The organism is Polaribacter sp. HL-MS24 (assembly GCF_032758595.1).
Classification (GTDB): domain Bacteria; phylum Bacteroidota; class Bacteroidia; order Flavobacteriales; family Flavobacteriaceae; genus Polaribacter.
This window is the reverse complement of sequence record NZ_CP136415.1, coordinates 1,807,272-1,826,586: the sequence shown is the minus strand read 5'-3', so window position 1 is coordinate 1,826,586 and position 19,315 is coordinate 1,807,272. Positions and strand designations below refer to the sequence as shown.

Here is a 19,315-nt window from a genome sequence, read left to right as displayed (position 1 = left end):
AATGTTTTTTAGGACTTTTTTTTTGCCATACATCTGAAAAGGCTTATTTTTGCTATACAATTAGGGATTTAGAATTTATTTAATTAGAATGATTCTAAATAAAAAGAAAATTATTAAAGCAATTTAAATGTTTAAAAATGTCGGAGAAAGTTCTTTAGATGAAATTACTTTAGAAAAAGGGTTTTATGTGCTTCATTTTCAGAATGAAAGTGATCAAATTGACCATTTTGAAAGGGAAATTGACAGTACTTTTATTCAAATTCATTTTTGTTTGCGCGGAAATTCTAAATTTCTATTCAACAACGGTTCTTACACTTTTGATGTTCTGGACAACAGGTCAATACTCCTCTACAATCCCCAACGAGTTTTGCCCATCAATTTAGAAATTCAACCCAAAACTACCCTAGTATCATTGATGATTTCTATTGAGAAATTTCATTCTTTGTTTTCAAAGGAATCGGGATATATTCCTTTTTTAAGTAATGAAAATAGCAATAAAAAATACTATGACGATACCGAAATAAAACCCACGGTTGCGATGGTTTTGCAACAAATTATCAATTCAAACATCAACAGCTCTGTTAGAGAATTATATGTAAAAGGAAAGGTTTATGAACTCTTGAGTTTGCATTTTCAAAAAGAAGAAAGTGCCACAGGGGAATATTGTCCATTTTTAGTAGATGAACAAAATGTCTTAAAAATTCGAAAAGCAAAAGAAATTATTATTTCTAGAATGGCAGAGCCGCCCAGCTTACAGGAATTGGCTACTGAAATTGGACTGAATTTAAAAAAACTCAAAGAGGGTTTTAAACAAATTTATGGTGATACCGTCTATAGTTTTTTGTTTGACTACAAAATGGAGCAAGCACGAAAACTATTGGAAAGCAATCAATTCAACGTCAATGAAGTTGGACTTCAAGTCGGTTATAGTACTGCAAGTCATTTTATTGCAGCATTTAAAAAGAAATTTGGAACCACTCCCAAGAAATATGTGATGAGTCTTAACAATTAGAGATCCAATTCAATACCTATGAAGCAATTAACTCATTACGACATCCAAAACAGTCAGAAAGACTTTCCCATTACTATTGTATGTGATGCGATAAGAACTCCAGAAAATATTGGAATGTGCTTTCGAATTTCAGAAAGTTTTGGTGTTCAAAAAATATATTTTCACGAGAGTTCTCCAACAACAGAGAATAGAATTGTTCTAAAAACAGCAAGGAATACTCAAGAACAAATAGCACAGGAAGTATATAGTGATTTTACAGAAATCATTCACAAATTAAAAGCAGCAGGAAACACCATCATCGGAATAGAAATTACTGATCAAAGTATCAAAATTCAAGATTTTAAATTTAAAAATCATGAGAAAATCGTTCTACTTTTGGGAAGTGAAAGAAATGGAATTAATAACATCGACCTGGTCGATCACACCATTGCAATCCCAATGTACGGAAGAAATTCTTCAATGAATGTAATTCATAGTCTTGCAATTACCTTGTATGAAGTTACGAATCAGATTTCTAGAGGTAGCAGTGAACAATAAATAGTAGGCAGTGAGCAGTAAGCAGTGAGCAGTTAAAATAAAAATTTGAAACTCTTTTAAATGAAAGGAATATTATTAAATAATTTAGGATCACCAGACAGTACAGAAACCAAAGATGTTAAAAGATATTTGGGTGAATTTTTAATGGACGAACGGGTCATCGACATTCCATTTTGGAAACGTTGGATATTGATTAAAGGAATCATTCTAAAGATTCGTCCCAAAAAATCGGGAGCTGCCTACAAGAAGATATGGTGGAAAGAAGGTTCTCCTTTAGTAGTGATCTCTGAACGATTTACCAAAAAAGTAATCGAAAAAACTGATATCCCTGTTGAATTGGCAATGCGCTATGGCTCTATGAGTATGGAAAAAGGAATTCAAAACCTAGTCGATAAAGGGGTTACAGAAATATTTCTCGCTCCTTTGTACCCTCACTATGCCATGTCTTCTTACGAGACCGTAGTGGTGCAAGCCGAGGAAATTTTAGCCAAAAAGTTCCCACAAATAACCTTAGATACCTTGCCTCCGTTCTACAACAGACCGGAATACATCAAAGCGATGAGCGATAATATTGCAAATCATTTAAAGGACTTTGATTATGATCATATCCTGTTCTCCTACCACGGAATTCCAGAACGTCATATCAAAAAATCAGATCCAACAAAAAGTCACTGTAAACTTGATGGTTCATGCTGTGAACGAAATTCGGTAGCACATTACACCTGCTATAGACATCAATGTTTTGAAACAACAAAAGAAATTGCAAAATACTTACAATTAGAAGAAGGAAGCTATAGTAATTCGTTTCAATCGCGACTGTTAAAAGATCCGTGGTTGAAACCTTACACCGATTTTGAATTGGAAAAATTTCCAAATGAAGGTAAGAAAAAATTAGCCGTAATCACCCCTGCTTTTGTTTCTGATTGTTTGGAAACTTTAGAAGAAATTGCAATGGAAGGTAAGGAGGAATTTCTGGAAGCTGGAGGAACACATTACAAACACATTCCTTGTATGAACGACAATGACGATTGGGTAGACGTGATGGTTTCTTGGATAAATGAATGGAAAAACAAGTAACCCTTTATCAATCCATAGTGAAAAAATCATTGAATCTTTAAATTTCTAAAAATAACTATCTACAGAGAAAATTGAAGGTTCTTGTAAGTGAGGTATAATACGTTCAACCTAGAATCTAACAAACATTAAATATTAAAAAAATGGATTTTTTATACGTAAAATCGTTGCACATAATTTTCGTTGTCACTTGGTTTGCTGGCTTATTCTATATTGTTCGTTTATTTATTTATCAAACAGAGGCTGAAAAAAAATCAGAACCAGCCAAAGAAATTTTACAGACCCAATACAAATTAATGAGTAAAAGACTGTGGTACATCATCACATGGCCTTCAGCAATTTTAGCAAGTGTCTTTGCATTTTGGATGCTGTATAAAAACCCGTATTACTTACAAGAACGATGGATGCTGGTCAAATTGGCCTTTGTTTTTGCCTTATATTTTTACCATGGATTTTGTCACAACATCTTCAAAAAACTTCAAAAAGACAGCATAAAACACTCTGCATTCACCCTGCGAATCTTCAATGAAGTGTCAACCATTCTTTTGTTTGCCATTGTTTTTTTGGTAACTGTAAAAAATGCCGTCAGTTGGGTTTGGGGCGTCGTAGGAATTCTGCTTTTTGGAATTTTACTAATGCTAGGCATCAAATTGTACAAATCAATTCGAGAAAAGAAAAGCTGGGAAAAAGCTGAAAAAGAAATTTTAGAGGAGAAGCATAAATAATTAATAAAAATATTAATACATCTACTTTTATTTTTTATATTTGAAAAAAAAACTAAAGCAACACTTAAAAATTGTCATCACAATGCTTTAAAAATAAAAAAAATAAAAATGAAAAAATTTGGAACAACTTTAATAGTAATTTGTGTTTACTTTAAAAGTTTTGCGCAAGTTGGTATTGGAACAAATGACCCAAAAGGGGCTCTGGATGTATTCTCTACAAATAATGGTTTTATTGTACCACGGGTAGCAAATGTGTCACTTCAAACAATAGGAAACCCAATAAATGGAATGATCGTATATGATATTTCATTAAACTGTTTTAACTTTTACGAAAACAATGCGTGGTCGGGCTGTAAGAGTAATAATGCGCCAGTAAGTCAATGTGCGAATAGCTCTAATATTTACTCTTTTACTTACAATAATAAGAATTACGAACTAGTGAAAGAGAATAAAACTTGGGAAGAGGCTGCTGCTTGCGCAGTAGCAAGAGGAGGTTATCTATCCGAAATTAATGATATTTCAGAACAAAATGCAATTTTCAATGAACTTTCTAATAATGCAACTATAACTACAAGCAACACTACTGCTCCAGATGGTGGTAACGCTGCTTATGTTTGGATTGGTGGAAATGACATGCTTACTGAAAGTAGTTGGGCTTGGAACGGTGATAATAACAGCACTTACACACTTTTTTGGTATGGAAGATTTGATGGAAATGCCATTGGAGGACTCTATAATAACTGGGGAAAAGACAGTATTCGCCTTTTGGAACCAGACGATTACTTAAATAATCAGGATGCTCTAGGATTGGCTTTGACCAATTGGCCAAATGGTTCTTCAGGTGAATGGAATGATTTAAACAAGGATAACACACTTTATTTTCTTATTGAATTTTAAACAAATTTTGTTTCGTCAATATTAGATCCATTTGATATACAAAAACGATGGATGCTGGTCAAATTGGCCTTTGTTTTTGCCTTATATTTTTACCATGGATTTTGTCACGACATCTTCAAAAAGACAGCATAAAACACTCTGCATTCACCCTGCGAATCTTCAATGAAGTGTCAACCATTCTTTTGTTTGCCATTGTTTTTTTGGTAACTGTAAAAAATGCCGTCAGTTGGGTTTGGGGCGTCGTAGGAATTCTGCTTTTTGGAATTTTACTAATGCTAGGTATCAAATTGTACAAATCAATTCGAGAAAAGAAAAGCTGGGAAAAAGCTGAAAAAGAAATTTTAGAGGAGGATGTGGAATAGTTTACAATGCCAATAGCCATTTGCAGTAGCTGAAATCCTACCTCAAAAAACAACAAGGTTGCTACAATAATAGTTCAATAAGCGAAGCTTTTTCAGAATATCCACAATCAATATGGAACAAGAATCAGATTTTAATTTACGAGAAGTAAAAAGGTTGACGAATTTCATAACGAATCTTATCAGTAACATCTCTACCTCAAACAAGAATGAGCTAGAAAATGGTATTAGAGAAACTGATGATTTTATCCGTAAAGAATGGGATCTCTCATTAAAAGAAATAGTCACTTTTTCAGAATTTAATTTCATGAACAAATTAAAAGAACTGAATGAAATTCACATTGAAAAGTTAGCAGAATTATTAAGTGAAATCATTAAGAAAATGAATACTCCTGAAATAGCAAAAAAATATAACCAGATAGAATTAGCAAAAAAAGGTGTTTTATTAATAAATAGTCTAAATGACAAATCTAAAACCTATTCCATAAAAAGAATGGAACTCAAACATATTTTACAAAAATACATAGAATCCTAATTGTCAAAAGACACCCTTAGCTCCGAATACTCTGTTCGAAAGGGATTCGATTTACGATTGACCTACCAAGAGTCACTTCATCTGCATATTCCAATTCATCACCTACTGAAATTCCACGGGCAATGGTAGAAGTCGTAACTTCATATTTCTCTATTTGTTTAAAAATATAGAAATTGGTAGTATCTCCTTCCATGGTCGAACTCAACGCAAAAATCAATTCTTTTGCATCGCCATTTTTGACTTTATTCACAAGAGATTCAATTTGTAGATTTTGAGGACCAATCCCTTCAATTGGAGAAATTTTTCCTCCTAAAACATGGTATAATCCGTTGTACTGAGAAGTACTTTCAATAGCCATTACATCTCTAATATCTTCTACAACACAAATAATACTTGGGTTTCTTTTTGGATTTTTACAAATAGCACACAAAACAGTATCGGAAATATTATGGCATTTTTGACAAGATTCTACATCATTTCTTAAATGCACTAAAGCTTCAGATAAATAGCTTGTATTTTCTTTGGGCTGTTTCAATAAATGCAAAACCAATCGCAAAGCAGTTCGCTTTCCAATTCCGGGCAAACGAGAAACTTCGTTTACTGCATTTTCTAATAATTTTGATGAAAAATCCATAAGCAACAAAATTACGAATTATGAATCATGAAAACACAAAAAGACAACAGAAAAACATATATTCGTAATTGATTATTTCCAACTCAACACACATCGATTTCAATTTGTCATTTACTTTATGAATCCAGCATATATTCTCTTATTAATTGTCGGCTACTTTAGTGTTCTAATTTTCATTTCTTACCTCACTGGAAAATCAGCAGACAACAAAACCTTTTTCAAAGCAAACAACTCTTCTCCTTGGTATTTGGTTGCTTTCGGAATGATAGGCGCTTCTCTCTCTGGTGTGACCTTCATCTCTGTGCCGGGGTGGGTAGAAGCACAAGGAATGAGTTATTTTCAAATGGTCTTAGGATACATCGTCGGTTATGCAGTTATTGGCTTGCTACTATTGCCGCTGTACTACAGGCTCAATTTGACCTCAATCTATACTTACTTGCAGGATCGTTTTGGAGAGCATTCCTACAAAACAGGGGCTAGCTTCTTTTTACTTTCTAGAACTATTGGTGCTGCATTTCGCTTGTTTTTAGTCGCCAACGTACTGCAACTTTTATTATTTGACGCCTACGGAATCCCCTTTTGGGTAACAGTTTCGATTACCATTCTATTGATTTGGGCATATACCTTCAAAGGAGGAATCAAAACGATAGTTTGGACAGATACGCTGCAAACACTTTTTATGCTTACCGCAGTGGGAGTTTGTATTTATACCATTTCTGACGAACTACAAATTACAAACCTATTCACCTATGTGGCTGATAATGAATTATCTAAAACCTTCTTTTTTGACAATGTAAATAGTGGAAATTATTTCTGGAAACGCTTTCTAGCAGGCGTATTTATCGCAATCGTAATGACTGGATTAGACCAAGATATGATGCAAAAAAACTTGACTTGCAAAAGTCTGAAAGATGCACAAAAGAATATGTTTTGGTTTACTTTAGTATTGGTAATTGTCAATTTTTTCTTTTTGGCTTTGGGAGTTTTACTAACCGACTACGCCCAGAAAAACGGAATTGATGCTCATAAAGACCAGTTATTTCCAATCATAGCCACAAGAGGAACTTTAGGACTAGCGACAGCAATGTTTTTTATACTAGGATTGATTGCAGCAGCCTATTCTAGCGCAGATTCAGCCCTTACGTCTTTGACAACTTCCTTTAGCATCGATATCTTAGAAATTGACAAAAAGAAAAATACTACGGAACAGGTTCGCATTCGGAAAAAAATACACGTTTTATTTTCACTAATATTAATCGCTACTATTTTGGTCTTTAAATATTTTATTGCAGATGAAAGTGTCATTGCCAAAATATTCACCTTTGCAAACTACACCTATGGTCCCCTATTGGGTTTGTATGCCTTTGGTCTGTTTACCCAATTAAAAGTTCAGGACAAGGCAGTTCCGTTCATATGCCTCACAGCTCCATTCCTTACCTATGTTGTAAATTATTTCACGCTCACAACCTCTGGTTTTGATTTTGGATTTTCATTGCTCATTTTAAATGGGTTTATAACATTTGTTGGATTATATTTGTTTCAAAGAAAATAGAAATGTCAAAAGACTTAAGTAATTATCGAAAATCCTACGAACAAAAAGAACTCCTAGAGAGTAATTGTCCTGAAAACCCGATGGAATTGTTCAGAGACTGGTTTTTAAATGCTGATGCATCTGAGACTGTAGAAGAAACCAACGCCATGACAATTGCGACTATTGGGAATGATGGATTTCCTAAAAGCAGAGTGGTACTCTTAAAAAAATACACTTGGGAAGGCTTTATTTTTTACACCAATTATACCTCCGAAAAAGGAAAAGCAATTACAGCAAACAATCAAATTTGCTTGTCTTTCTTTTGGCCCGGACTAGAACAGCAAATCATCATTAAAGGAGTTGCAGAAAAATTGGCAGAGAATTTATCAGATGGCTATTTTGAATCCAGACCCGATGGAAGCAAACTAGGCGCCTGGGCTTCCCCACAAAGTAAAGTAGTCGCCTCAAAAAAAGAATTAGAAGACACACTATCATCGCTAGAAAGAGAATATAAAGGAAAAGAAATTCCGAGACCAAAACATTGGGGAGGCTATCTCGTCAAACCTATTTCGATCGAATTCTGGCAAGGAAGACCTAATCGAATGCATGATCGAATTCGGTATACTTTATTAGAAAATTTTTCATGGAAATTAGATCGATTAGCACCATAATTTTTTATATTTACTAGACAATACTAAAAATTGAATGAAAACGCTATACATTGTTCGTCACGCAAAATCTTCATGGGAGTACAATGGGATTGAAGACATCGACAGACCATTGAGTAAGAGAGGAATCAAAGATGCCCATTTAATCTCTAAATTCCTCTCTGAACACATCGACAAACCCGATGTGTTTATTTCAAGTAGTGCAAACAGAGCTTTACACACTGCAGTCATCTTTTGCGACAATTTAAAATATCCACTTTCCAACCTTTATATCCGAAAACAACTCTATAGTTTTAGTGACGGATACTTGGTAAAAACAGTTCATGCCTTGGATGACAACTTCGATGCAGCCATTATTTTTAGCCACGACCATGGCATTAATACCTTTGTAAATAAATTTGGCAACAAGCCTATTGCGCATGTTCCAACTTGTGGAGTTATTGGAATTCAGTTTGAAGAAAAGCATTGGAAAAATCTAAAAAAAGGAAAAACTTTTATGGCTGAATTTCCAAAAAATCACAAATAAATCACTTTGATGGAAATTAAAAAATTTGGCGCTATAGATATTGGCTCCAACGCAATTAGACTTTTAATCGCCAATGTTATTCTTTCTGATAATAAACAGCCTCAATTCAGAAAATCATCTTTGGTACGTGTTCCCATTCGCTTAGGAGCAGATGCTTTTGTAAGAGAAGGCAAAATTAGTGAAGACAACATTCAACGAATGATTGACGCAATCGAAGCCTTTAAACTTTTAATGAAGGTTCACAAAGTAGAACGTTACAAAGCCTGTGCGACTTCAGCAATGCGAGAAGCTGCCAATGGGAAAGAAGTTATCGATGAAATTTTCAAAAAGACAGGAGTAGAAATCGCAATGATCAGTGGTGAAGAGGAAGCTGCCATTATTTCATTTACCGACCTCAATGAATTGATTGAAGGAGATGAGTCCTATTTATATGTTGATGTAGGTGGAGGTAGTACCGAATTTACACTTTTTACTAAAGGCGAAATCGTACATTCTAAATCCTTTAAGATGGGGACTGTCCGGTTACTGAATAATAAAAAGGCTGTAAACAAAGAAATTTTTGCTGAGGTTGAAAAATGGATTAAAAAGAAAACAAAAGACCTAAAAAGAATTTCATTAATCGGCTCTGGAGGAAATATCAATAAACTTTTTAAAATGTCTGGTAGAACGGAAGGAAAACCCATTTCCTTTATCTATTTAAATGCTCAATACCAGTTTTTAAAACACATGAGTTTTGACGATCGAATTTCTGAATTGAGCTTGAATCCAGATAGAGCAGATGTTATCATCCCAGCAACAAAAATTTATTTGTCGGCAATGAAATGGAGTGGGGCAAGAAAAATTTATGTGCCAAAAATTGGTCTTTCAGACGGAATTATCAAAAGCTTGTTTTACAACAAACTCTCATAAAACAAAAAAAAACAGCAATCAAAATTGCTGCCTTTTAAATTACGGAACTTAATCTCAAAAATCAATCGATTTTAGTAGTCTATATTTTTAATATAATTCAGTTTTTCTTTCCACAGAGCCAAGTCCTTTTTAAACTCTTCTACTCTAGCCTTTACATTTAAAACCAATGGATTGTCATCTTTTGCATTCGAGAAGAACCCTAAATTATTCTCCAATTGTTGAACTTCTTTTACAATTTCATCAACTTTCTTTCTAACAAATATCAGTTCAGAATCTAACTTTCGTGTATCATTATTAGCTTCAAAACCATCAATATTATTTTTAAATCTCAACATTTCAATCTCATTCTTATCAATAGATAATGTAGAAATTAAACGATCTATTTGCTTGTTAAATTTTCCCTCCAAATGACGAACACTTCTTGGAAGATGCCCAATGTTTTTCCATTCCTGAATTGCATCTAAAACATCTTCCTTTGAAAATATTTCTATCGTTTTAATTTTTTCTAAAAGAGCTTTTTTAGCATCGATAATTACTTGATCTTCTGGACTAATAGCATTTTTACTCTTATGATATTGATCAAAATAGTGATTACAAGCACTCTTAAAGCGCTTCCAAACATCGTCTGAAAACTTTCGAGGCACATGTCCAATTTCTTTCCAATCTGCTTGAAGCTTCTTAAAGATTTCTGTTGAAGTTTCCCAATCCGTACTATCTTTTAAAGACTCTGCTAGCTCGATAAGTGCATTTTTTTTATTTAAATTTTCTTGCTGACTAACTTTCTCTCTCTTGTAAAAATTGTTTTTATCCTTGTTGAATTTTTTGGTAGCCAATTTAAATTGCTGCCAAATTTCTTCACTTTTAGAATAGGGAAGTTTCCCAGCATTGAAGTAGGCTTGTCTTAACTTATCTACTTCATTAATGCTTTGCTGCCAATCGTTGTGGTTTTTATTTTTTGAAGTATCAAGAGCAAATATTTGTGAGACTATTGCTAATTTTTCCTGAATAATTTCATCATACTTCGATTTCATTGATCGGAAATGCTCGTGACGTTTGTCATGAATCTTCTTGGTGACATCACTGAATTTCCCCCAAATTTCCTCACGCAACTCTCTCGCCACAGGTCCAATATCTTCTTTCCAAATTTTATGTAAATCTTGTAATTCCTTAAAAGAAGTATTGATATCCTCTTTTTCTACTAGAGCTTCCGCTTTTTCAATAATTTTTAATTTTTCTTCTAAATTATTTTTAAAATCGAGATCTCTAAAATCATTACTCAAATGCAATAAATCATAAAAACGCTCTACATGGTGGTGATATGTTTTCCAGGTATCGTTGTATTTGGTTTTTGAAACGGGTCCAATGGCACGCCAAGAATCTTGAATCTCCTTGAACTGCTTGTACATGGTATTGGTATCTGCATCTGCTATTAAATTTTTCAACGCTTCAATAACTTCAAAACGCTTTTCTAAATTTAATTTTAGAGTTTGTTCTTGCTCTCGATAGTACACGTCTCTCTCCTTTTTGTGTTGAGATAACAACGAATTGTATGCTGTTTTTACAGGGCTTGAAAACTGAAAATCAATACTATCACCGCCTGCTTCTATAAAAGCAGCTTTTTTCTCAGCCAAAACTGCACCAAATTTTTGGTTGAATGCATTTTTGATAGCATCAACTTGAGTTTTAACTCTGTTAGGAGGGTTTTCTTTTAATACCGTTTCCAGGGCAGCAACCAAATCTTCTAGGGCCAAAGTCGTATAATCGACTTCTTTTTTTACGGAAACCTCTTTGACTTCCTCAGCTTGTTCAGCAACCTTTTCTTCTATTTCATTTACAGCATCAGAGACCTCATCATTTTCAGGTGAAGAAGATACTTCTTGCACTTCCTCCTTAAATTCAGAGGCAGAGGATGCAGCATCATGAATTTCATTATTATTGCTCTCTCCTACTTCTTCTTGATTGTTATCTAACATATGTACAATGTTTAAGGTTCTAAATTAATGTCCATAAAGATAGGTACATCTTACAGTATCTTCAAAGTAATTTTTCAATTATTCCAAAAAAGATTAGGGGGTTTTAAATTGCAATATCACCTCATTGCATTACTGATTCCAAATGCGCCAAGACTCTTCTGCCTGTAATTCAAGCATTTGTAATCCATTTTTTATTGAAGCCCCCTTCATTTTTCCTTCTTTCAGAAATGAAGTTTCAGAAGGATTATAGATTAGATCAAATAAAAGATGTTGTTTTGTAATCCAAATATAAGGAATTTGAGGCATTAAATGCACATTAGGAAACGTGCCTACTGGAGATGAATTGATGAGAATGGTATAACGCTCCATCACCTTCTGTGTAATAGATTCGTAAGAAATTTCCTTCTTTTTTAATGGACTTCTTGAGACAAAACGATATTGGATACCCAATCTTTTTAGTGAAAAAGCAATGGCTTTTGAAGCGCCACCTGTTCCTAAAATCAATGCCCGTTTGTGATGCTTCTTAAGAAAAGGAGTTAGTGAATTTTCAAAACCAACAACATCCGTATTGTAGCCTTTAAGCAATCCTTTTTTAGTGAATTTTATAGTATTTACAGCCCCAATTTTCTTAGCGGTATTATCTAATTTATCTAAAAAAGGAATAACTTCTTGCTTGTAGGGAATGGTGACATTCATTCCATGCAATTGAAATTGTTGCTTTTTTATCAATGCCGAAAAATCTTCAATGGAAGGAATATCAAAATTTACATATTCCGAATCTTCAATTCCTAATTTCTCGAACTTCTCTGTAAAGTATCCTCTCGAAAAAGAGTATCCTATATCTCTTCCTAAAAGTCCGTATACTTTATTTTTTTTTGATACTTCCATAAAAATCTATTGCTAAAATCAGCCCGAGGCCTAGTATAATGAAGAAAATGGCAAACCAAGTTTCTTGATTTGAAAAATCAGGAATAAACCGCTCGTAATTTTCAACTATTTTTTGATGCTTACTGTCCAGAACATATGCACCATTTTCTTTTAAAAAAATTGTGTTCTTCCAGAGCCAAACGATGCCCAAAGAACCTGTTATAAAACCTATAATTACGGAAATTACAATATGATTCCACCGTTTTAAAACATAGCCCAAAACGTGTGAAATGGAAACCAATCCAAATAATGACCCACCTGTAAAAACAGCTATAATTTTAAGATATCGTACTTTCACAGCATCTTTTAAAACCAAAAAATTTCCAGATAAAATATCTGTAACAACACCAAATAAAACATTTACCGCATCTACCAAAAGAAGCACATAATTTCCTAATAAAATTAAAATAAAAGAGCCCGATAAACCTGGCAAAGTCATTCCTGAAACCCCAATTATTCCACATAAAAAGACAAACCATAAATTATCGTTTTCTTTTGCTGGAGTTAAAAAACTGATTCCAAGACCTATTGAAACTCCAACAATTAAAGAGATCATATTCTTAGAATTCCATTCACCAAAACCTTTTCCAATATAATAAACTGAACCGATAATCATTCCAAAAAACCAGCTCCAAACATATAATTCATAATGTACTAAGAAGTAATCCAACACTAATGAAATACTAAAATAGCTAAAGATACTTCCTCCCATAATGAGTAAAAGAAAGGAACCATTTACGTACTGAAAGAAACTTTTAAATCGACCTCCAAGTAGAAACTTTAGGGCTTTTAAATTTATTTTCCGAAATGAATAAATGAGCTCTTCATAAAAATTCAACACAAAAGAAACCGTCCCCCCAGAGACACCAAGGTACTTTATTTGCCGCGCCCATTGCCAACCCCTTTAAAAATAGGATGAGTTTATCCAGCAAAGTGCGTTTTTGGTACATTTATTGTTTTTTTATAGCCAATTTTTCCATTCCTAAAATAAGTACAAAACCCACCAAAGCCAAAATAACTGCCACTGCTAACTGACTGTCTTCACCGAATGAAAAAGGAGAAACACTTTGTTGTTGAAAAGGGACACTCAATCCATGAGAATTGATACGCCAAGTAAGGGTTTCTTTCCATGGCCAAATTTTATTCAAGGAACCTACAATAAAACCTGTAAGTACTGCTAATGTCTGATTTTTATAATGTTTGAACAACCATTTCAACACTCTAGAAAAACTAAGTAAACCAACAACTGCCCCTGCTAAAAACACAGAAATTGTTGTGATGTCTCTATCATTCAAAGCGTTTAAAACGGGTTTATAAGCACCCAATAGCACCAAAATAAAAGAACCTGAAATTCCGGGCAAAATCATAGCACAAATGGCAATAGCTCCTGCTAAGAAAATAAATGGGGTAGAAGAATTTTCAGAAATCAAAGAATTTAAAGTAGTGATGTAATAGGCTAAAATAGCTCCTAAAATTAAAATCACAAATGCAAACAAATTCCATTTTGTAATTTGCTTTGCAATATAAATGACACTTGCTAAAACCAATCCAAAAAAGAAGGACCACACTAAAATAGGTTCGTTTTCTAATAAATATTTAATGATTTTCGCTAAGGACACAATACTAACAAAGATTCCTGTAAAAAGAGCCAATAAAAAAGAGCCATTCAATTGAATCCATGCAGCTTTGACTCCTTGAGATTTTAGTGTTTTGAATAAGTTCATATTCACGTTACTAATAGATCCCAACAACTCTTCATAGATGCCAGAAATAAAAGCTATGGTTCCTCCTGAAACTCCAGGCACAACATCTGCAGCACCCATAGCCAGCCCTTTTAAACCAATAACAAAATAGTCTTTTCGTTTTCTATCCATTTGAACGCTTCTTTTTTTGAGAAGACGAAGATAAAATAATTTTGAAGAAAATCGGTTTTTTAGCCAGAAGCATTCAGTACCAAAAGTAGTTACTCCTTATTCCATTGCCTTTTCAAAATCGGACAATAATTTTTGAATTCCCTCATTAAAATAGACTGTTGGATGCAATTCTTTTAAAACGATGTGGTATTCGAAGTCGATCTTCATTCCATTGATCAGGTGTGTAATTCCGTAATTTTGCTTGTTTAAAATTAAGAAAAGACCAGCAAAACGATATTCAATCTCTGCAAAGTTTTTGTGTATTTTTTGGGCCTTAAACAAAACGTTTAGGGCTTCATTGAATTCTCCAACAAAAGTTAAAACATCTACCAAAGCTATGTACAATTGAAGCTCTTCATCTCCCAAAGAAATACACATTTGAAAACCTTCAATAGCTTCTTCAAAAAAACTGAGTTTTAATTTAATTTCAGAATAGCGTCTCCAATATAAGGAATTTGATTCATCAATTTTTAATGCTTTTGCAATATAATAGCCTGCCTTTTCATAATCCTTTTGATCAAAATAGAGATGGGTCAAATACATCCACCCTTTGGCTAATAGAGGATCTTCATGAACCGCTTTCTTATAGTATGAAACTGCAGCAACATCATTTCCAAGTCTTTGGTAGCATTCCCCGATTCTCACATAAGCATAAGCAGTTGGGTCATCCAACTCCAGTGTGATTTTGTAATTATCAATCGCTTCTTGATATTCTTCGAGAGCTTCTAATGTTTTAGCCTTCTCCAAATAACCTCCTACAAAAAACTCGTCTACAAGGACTGCATAATCATAGGCTTTCAAGGCTTCATCATGCATTTTTAAGACCGAGTATTGTCGTCCTATTTGATGCCAAGCAACTTCACAATAGGGATTTTTATCAATGTATTCTTTTAAGAAAGTGATCGCATCTAAGTGCTTATCTTCCATATCAAAACAGTATACCACATTGTATAAGGAAGCGTAGTCTTCAACATCTGTATGAAGACAATTGATGAAACTTAAACGTGCATTTTCAAAATCGTCGATATACAAATACTCCATTCCCAACAAAGACCAGACATCTTCTTTGTCTTCGGTAAGCGACAGGGCTTTGTTTAGATAATTTATAGCTTCTTGATGGTTTCCTTCTTTTGATATAATAGCAGCTTTTTGAATAAAGACTTCATCATTGCTGGGTTCTAGAATCTCAATTTGTTGTAAAAGTTTTTTGGCCTGCTCTATTTTATCTTCAAAAACAAAAATCTCTACTTTCAAAAGTTGTAAATCGATAGAAGCGGGGTGTTGTTGTAAGCCTAATTTGAGTGCCTTTTTAGCCAAAGAATGCTTTCCAATATCGATATAGTGGATGATAATCTCTTCAAATTCAGTTAAATCAAAGAAATAAACACTATTTGTTTTAAGCATCGATTCAAATTTCACTAGAGACATAAGCTATGTGTTTGAATTAGTACTTTAAATGTACTACAAGTCTCTATGTTTCCTTGAATTCTGTGGTTTTGTTTTCAACAATTTAATTAACAAAAGAGATTCGTTTTGTAAGGGATAAATTTTGCTTGTACATATTTTTACGTTAGTTTTGTTTTCGATAACTGTTTCGCTAATTAAACAGGCTTCTTATGAGCAGAAAAACCTTACTTAACTCTAAGGACATTGAAATTATCTTACATCGATTGGCATGCCAGTTAATCGAAAATCATAACGATTTTTCGAACACAGTCTTAATAGGGTTGCAACCAAGAGGTTCATTTTTGGCAAACAGACTTTTAAGTTTATTACAAAAAGAATATCAAATTAAGGATGTCCAATTGGGCTCTCTAGACATTACTTTCTACAGAGACGACTTTAGACGAAGAGATCTCCCTTTAGAAGCGACCGCTACCAAAATCGATTTTTTAGTAGAAGGAAAAAAGGTAGTCTTTATTGATGATGTACTTTTTTCTGGACGAAGTGTAAGAGCTGCCCTAACTGCAATTCAATCCTTTGGAAGACCCGAAAGTGTCGAGTTATTGGTCTTAATAGACAGAAGATTTAGTCGTCATTTACCTATTCAGCCCGATTACAGAGGTAGACAGGTCGATGCAATTAATGAGGAAAAAGTATTAGTTACTTGGAAAGAAACACATAACAAAGACGCGGTTTATATAGAACTCACCTAATTATGAAACAACTAAGTGTAGAACATTTATTGGGGATAAAATATCTAAAGAACACAGATATTGATCTTATTTTCGAAACTGCAGACCAATTTAAAGAAGTAATCAATAGACCCATTAAAAAAGTACCTTCTTTAAGAGATATTACTATTGCCAATTTATTTTTCGAAAACAGTACGCGAACTAAATTAAGCTTTGAGCTGGCAGAAAAAAGACTTTCTGCCGATGTTATCAATTTTTCTGCGAGTCAATCCTCTGTAAAAAAAGGGGAAACACTAATTGATACTGTCAACAATATTTTGGCAATGAAAGTCGATATCGTTGTCATGCGTCATGGAAATGTTGGTGCGGGTGTTTTCTTATCCAAACACGTAGATGCGAAAATTATCAATGCCGGAGACGGCACACACGAGCATCCAACACAAGCCTTATTGGATTCTTATTCAATCAGAGAGAAACTAGGAAGCGTGAAAGGAAAGAAAATACTCATTGTTGGAGACATCCTGCACTCAAGAGTTGCATTGTCTAATATTTTTGCACTCCAATTACAAGGTGCTGAAGTAAAAGTGTGCGGCCCTACAACCTTAATCCCTAAATACATAACCAGTTTGGGAGTTACTGTGGAAACTAATCTAAAGAAGGCTCTAGAATGGTGTGATGTTGCCAATGTTTTACGCGTTCAACACGAACGAATGGACATTAAATACTTTCCATCTACCCGAGAATACACTCAGCTTTTCGGAATCAATCAAGAAATTCTAGACAGTCTCGGAAAGAAAATTGTAATCATGCACCTACAGGTCCGATCAACAGAGGTGTTGAAATCACAAGTGATGTTGCCGATTCTAATGAATCGATAATTTTAAATCAAGTTGAAAACGGTGTTGCGGTAAGAATGGCAGTAATCTACTTATTGGCGCAACAAATTAAGAGATAAGTTTTTCAAGAAGTTTGTCAGTAAAAAAATGCATCATGAACATTGAAAAAAAAGAAAACTATACCCTACTTACAACAGAATCAACAGTCCTTTCTGAAACATTGAAGAACCTTTCGGTAGAGCTTCAAAAACATGCTGTAGAAAATATTATTCTTCATATTTCTGACAATCTTAACATAAAAGCAAGCGATTTTTCAGTATTTTTGAAAATTGCATCTGACAAAAAAGCAAGTGAAACTTCTTTTGTGGTAATCGTCACATCGTTAAATATTGATGAACTCCCTGAAGAAATAAATGTAGTCCCTACCTTGCAAGAAGCAGAAGATATTCTTGAAATGGAAAACATCGAAAGAGAATTAGGTTTTTAATAGCGTAACAAATCCAATGATAAAAAGAATTCTTTTTATTTTATTTATAAGTGCAAGTACCCTGTGCTTTTCACAAGAAACATTGATTTCAAAATTGTCTGCGGCACCAAACCCTTTTGAAACCTCTACAAAGATTCGTTTTATGGTTAGAGAGAATGGAACCGTCCTTTTTAAAGTTAAAAATGTACTAGGGAGAACCGTTCATTACAAAGAATTGCAAGTTTTAAAAGGAGAAAACACCCTTTCTTTTTTTAAAGGAGATTTATCCGCTGGAATGTATATTTACTCCATTCAAAATAAAAAAAATATCGTTTCCAAACGTTTGGTTATTCAATGAGTTTAAAACTTACTATTTTGGGTTGCCATTCAGCAACTCCACGTGTAAATGCACATCCAACATCGCAATATTTAGAAATCAACAATCGCCATTTTTTAATCGATTGTGGAGAAGGCACCCAACGTCAAATGAGACAGTATAAAGTTGGATTTACAAAAATTAATCATATTTTTATTTCTCATTTACACGGTGATCATTTTTATGGATTGATCGGTCTTTTATCAACTTTCGGGATATTAAATCGCGAAAAAGAATTGCATATTTTTGGCCCTAAGGGGATCAAAGAAGTAACCTTACTAATGTTGCGAACCTCTCAATCTCATGCAAAATACGCGATGATTTTTCATGAACTTTCTTCCAAAGAAAGCGAACTAATTTTTGAAGACGAAAAAGTTTCTGTTAGAACCATCCCCTTAAATCACAGAGTGTACACCAACGGATATTTGTTTACAGAAAAAGAAAAACCTTTAAAATTACACATGGATAATATTGCCAATTATGAGGAAATAGATCGGGCAGATTATCTAAATATCAAAGCAGGCAAAGACATTCTTTTGCCTTCAGGAGAAATAGTTTCCAATTCAGAACTCACACTACCACCTGTAGCACCTTTGAGTTATGCATTTTGTAGTGACACCACATACAAACCAGACATAATTCCAATCATAAAAAATGTAGATCTCTTGTATCATGAAGCTACTTTTCTTTCAGATAGAGAAGACTTGGCTCTTAAAACAAAGCATTCCACTGCAAAACAAGCTGCACAAATCGCCAAAGACGCCAATGCTAAACAACTTGTTTTGGGGCATTATTCGGGTCGTTACAAAGATATATCGACCTTTCAAACGGAGGCCAAAGAAGTCTTTGAAAATACTGACGTTGCAGAAGCAGGAACGATTTTTTCTGTAAATTAATACTGCTGAGTCGCCAATAAAACTAAGGTACAAGCAACCTCACATTCAATTCCTTTTTCTTGTAATAATTTGGCAAAGACATCATTTTCTGTTCCTGGATTGAAAATCACTCTTCGGGGCTGTAAATCAATAATATAGCCATACAAAGCTTCTTGTCGCATTGGATTTAGATAGAGCGTAACTGTATCAATATTTGAATACTTTTTCAGTTGAACATCAACAGGAACTCCCGCAATAGTTCCTTCTTGCATACCAAAGGCAAATACGTTCTGATTTTTTTCTTTCAGCCTGTGAATGACGATATTTGAATAGCGGTCTTCTTTTAAAGAAGCGCCTAAAACTAAAGTAGCTTTTTTCATTTTTGAGGTATTGAAGTAAAATTATAG

The 19,315-nt window shown here is 33.8% G+C and carries 21 protein-coding genes and 2 pseudogenes; 16 read left to right on the top strand and 7 right to left on the bottom strand.

Annotated features, from left to right (window positions below; all coding sequences use genetic code 11):
- Nucleotides 1–127 precede the first annotated feature (127 nt).
- From RRF69_RS08620 to RRF69_RS08590, 7 genes are all read left to right on the top strand, one after another.
- Nucleotides 128–1,012, top strand: a complete 885-nt coding sequence (locus RRF69_RS08620; RefSeq protein WP_316939414.1) for an AraC family transcriptional regulator — start codon at nucleotides 128–130, stop codon at nucleotides 1,010–1,012.
- 18 nt (nucleotides 1,013–1,030) lie between these two features.
- Nucleotides 1,031–1,549: a TrmH family RNA methyltransferase gene (locus RRF69_RS08615; protein ID WP_316939413.1), complete on the top strand. Its 519-nt coding sequence runs from the start codon at nucleotides 1,031–1,033 to the stop codon at nucleotides 1,547–1,549.
- 60 nt (nucleotides 1,550–1,609) lie between these two features.
- Nucleotides 1,610–2,626 carry a ferrochelatase gene (hemH, locus tag RRF69_RS08610; RefSeq protein ID WP_316939412.1) on the top strand — a complete coding sequence of 339 codons (1,017 nt, stop codon included), beginning with the start codon at nucleotides 1,610–1,612 and terminating at the stop codon, nucleotides 2,624–2,626.
- A 140-nt stretch (nucleotides 2,627–2,766) separates the two neighbouring features.
- A complete protein-coding gene (locus RRF69_RS08605) occupies nucleotides 2,767–3,348 on the top strand; it encodes a CopD family protein (RefSeq protein WP_316939411.1) in 582 nt (193 codons plus the stop codon).
- Nucleotides 3,349–3,456: 108 nt separating this feature from the next.
- Nucleotides 3,457–4,245 (top strand): lectin-like protein, encoded by a 789-nt coding sequence (locus RRF69_RS08600; protein WP_316939410.1) that lies wholly within the window; start codon nucleotides 3,457–3,459, stop codon nucleotides 4,243–4,245.
- Between the two features lie 47 nt (nucleotides 4,246–4,292).
- Entirely contained in the window at nucleotides 4,293–4,607 is a 315-nt protein-coding gene (locus RRF69_RS08595) for a hypothetical protein (protein WP_316939409.1), read from the top strand.
- Nucleotides 4,608–4,719: 112 nt separating this feature from the next.
- Nucleotides 4,720–5,139, top strand: coding sequence for a hypothetical protein (locus RRF69_RS08590; RefSeq protein ID WP_316939408.1), 420 nt, complete (start codon nucleotides 4,720–4,722; stop codon nucleotides 5,137–5,139).
- Between the two features lie 16 nt (nucleotides 5,140–5,155).
- On the opposite strand, the gene recR is transcribed toward RRF69_RS08590, so the two are convergent.
- Nucleotides 5,156–5,773, bottom strand: a complete 618-nt coding sequence (gene recR, locus RRF69_RS08585; RefSeq protein ID WP_316939407.1) for a recombination mediator RecR — start codon at nucleotides 5,771–5,773, stop codon at nucleotides 5,156–5,158.
- A gap of 118 nt (nucleotides 5,774–5,891) precedes the next feature.
- On the opposite strand from recR, the gene RRF69_RS08580 reads away from it, so the two are divergent.
- From RRF69_RS08580 to RRF69_RS08565, 4 genes are read left to right on the top strand one after another with little or no spacing between them, the layout of a single operon-like run.
- On the top strand, nucleotides 5,892–7,325 hold the full coding sequence (locus RRF69_RS08580; protein ID WP_316939406.1) for a sodium:solute symporter: 1,434 nt from the start codon (nucleotides 5,892–5,894) through the stop codon (nucleotides 7,323–7,325).
- A gap of 2 nt (nucleotides 7,326–7,327) precedes the next feature.
- A complete protein-coding gene (gene pdxH, locus RRF69_RS08575; RefSeq protein ID WP_316939405.1) occupies nucleotides 7,328–7,975 on the top strand; it encodes a pyridoxamine 5'-phosphate oxidase in 648 nt (215 codons plus the stop codon).
- Between the two features lie 34 nt (nucleotides 7,976–8,009).
- On the top strand, nucleotides 8,010–8,498 hold the full coding sequence (locus RRF69_RS08570) for a histidine phosphatase family protein (RefSeq protein ID WP_316939404.1): 489 nt from the start codon (nucleotides 8,010–8,012) through the stop codon (nucleotides 8,496–8,498).
- Between the two features lie 6 nt (nucleotides 8,499–8,504).
- Nucleotides 8,505–9,407, top strand: coding sequence for an exopolyphosphatase (locus RRF69_RS08565; RefSeq protein ID WP_316939403.1), 903 nt, complete (start codon nucleotides 8,505–8,507; stop codon nucleotides 9,405–9,407).
- A gap of 71 nt (nucleotides 9,408–9,478) precedes the next feature.
- Here the strand turns inward: RRF69_RS08565 and RRF69_RS08560 are convergent, their stop codons facing one another.
- The 5 genes and pseudogenes from RRF69_RS08560 to RRF69_RS08540 all read right to left on the bottom strand — a co-directional run bounded on the left by RRF69_RS08560 (nucleotide 9,479) and on the right by RRF69_RS08540 (nucleotide 15,648).
- Nucleotides 9,479–11,380 (bottom strand): DUF349 domain-containing protein, encoded by a 1,902-nt coding sequence (locus RRF69_RS08560; RefSeq protein ID WP_316939402.1) that lies wholly within the window; start codon nucleotides 11,378–11,380, stop codon nucleotides 9,479–9,481.
- Nucleotides 11,381–11,509: 129 nt separating this feature from the next.
- The gene (gene aroE, locus RRF69_RS08555) at nucleotides 11,510–12,268 is read right to left on the bottom strand and encodes a shikimate dehydrogenase (protein ID WP_316939401.1); all 759 of its coding nucleotides are present in this window, start codon (nucleotides 12,266–12,268) and stop codon (nucleotides 11,510–11,512) included.
- A pseudogene (locus RRF69_RS08550) lies at nucleotides 12,246–13,257 on the bottom strand (DUF368 domain-containing protein). The gene aroE and the pseudogene RRF69_RS08550 overlap by 23 nt, the downstream one beginning before the upstream one ends.
- On the bottom strand, nucleotides 13,258–14,181 hold the full coding sequence (locus RRF69_RS08545) for a DUF368 domain-containing protein (protein ID WP_316939400.1): 924 nt from the start codon (nucleotides 14,179–14,181) through the stop codon (nucleotides 13,258–13,260). It lies immediately after the preceding pseudogene.
- Between the two features lie 96 nt (nucleotides 14,182–14,277).
- Nucleotides 14,278–15,648: a tetratricopeptide repeat protein gene (locus RRF69_RS08540; protein ID WP_316939399.1), complete on the bottom strand. Its 1,371-nt coding sequence runs from the start codon at nucleotides 15,646–15,648 to the stop codon at nucleotides 14,278–14,280.
- 188 nt (nucleotides 15,649–15,836) lie between these two features.
- Between RRF69_RS08540 and pyrR the strand changes: the two genes are divergently transcribed.
- The 5 genes and pseudogenes from pyrR (at nucleotide 15,837) to RRF69_RS08515 (ending at nucleotide 18,929) form a co-directional block, all read left to right on the top strand.
- Complete coding sequence (gene pyrR, locus RRF69_RS08535) at nucleotides 15,837–16,376, top strand: bifunctional pyr operon transcriptional regulator/uracil phosphoribosyltransferase PyrR (RefSeq protein ID WP_316939398.1); 540 nt, start codon at nucleotides 15,837–15,839, stop codon at nucleotides 16,374–16,376.
- Nucleotides 16,377–16,378: 2 nt separating this feature from the next.
- A pseudogene (locus RRF69_RS08530) lies at nucleotides 16,379–17,310 on the top strand (aspartate carbamoyltransferase catalytic subunit).
- A 35-nt stretch (nucleotides 17,311–17,345) separates the two neighbouring features.
- On the top strand, nucleotides 17,346–17,678 hold the full coding sequence (locus RRF69_RS08525; protein ID WP_316939397.1) for a hypothetical protein: 333 nt from the start codon (nucleotides 17,346–17,348) through the stop codon (nucleotides 17,676–17,678).
- Nucleotides 17,679–17,694: 16 nt separating this feature from the next.
- A complete protein-coding gene (locus RRF69_RS08520; protein WP_316939395.1) occupies nucleotides 17,695–18,015 on the top strand; it encodes a T9SS type A sorting domain-containing protein in 321 nt (106 codons plus the stop codon).
- On the top strand, nucleotides 18,012–18,929 hold the full coding sequence (locus tag RRF69_RS08515; RefSeq protein WP_316939394.1) for a ribonuclease Z: 918 nt from the start codon (nucleotides 18,012–18,014) through the stop codon (nucleotides 18,927–18,929). The genes RRF69_RS08520 and RRF69_RS08515 overlap by 4 nt, the downstream gene beginning before the upstream one ends.
- Here the strand turns inward: RRF69_RS08515 and RRF69_RS08510 are convergent.
- Complete coding sequence (locus tag RRF69_RS08510) at nucleotides 18,926–19,288, bottom strand: CoA-binding protein (protein ID WP_316939393.1); 363 nt, start codon at nucleotides 19,286–19,288, stop codon at nucleotides 18,926–18,928. The two genes, RRF69_RS08515 and RRF69_RS08510, sit on opposite strands and share 4 nt — an antisense overlap.
- Nucleotides 19,289–19,315: the final 27 nt, after the last annotated feature.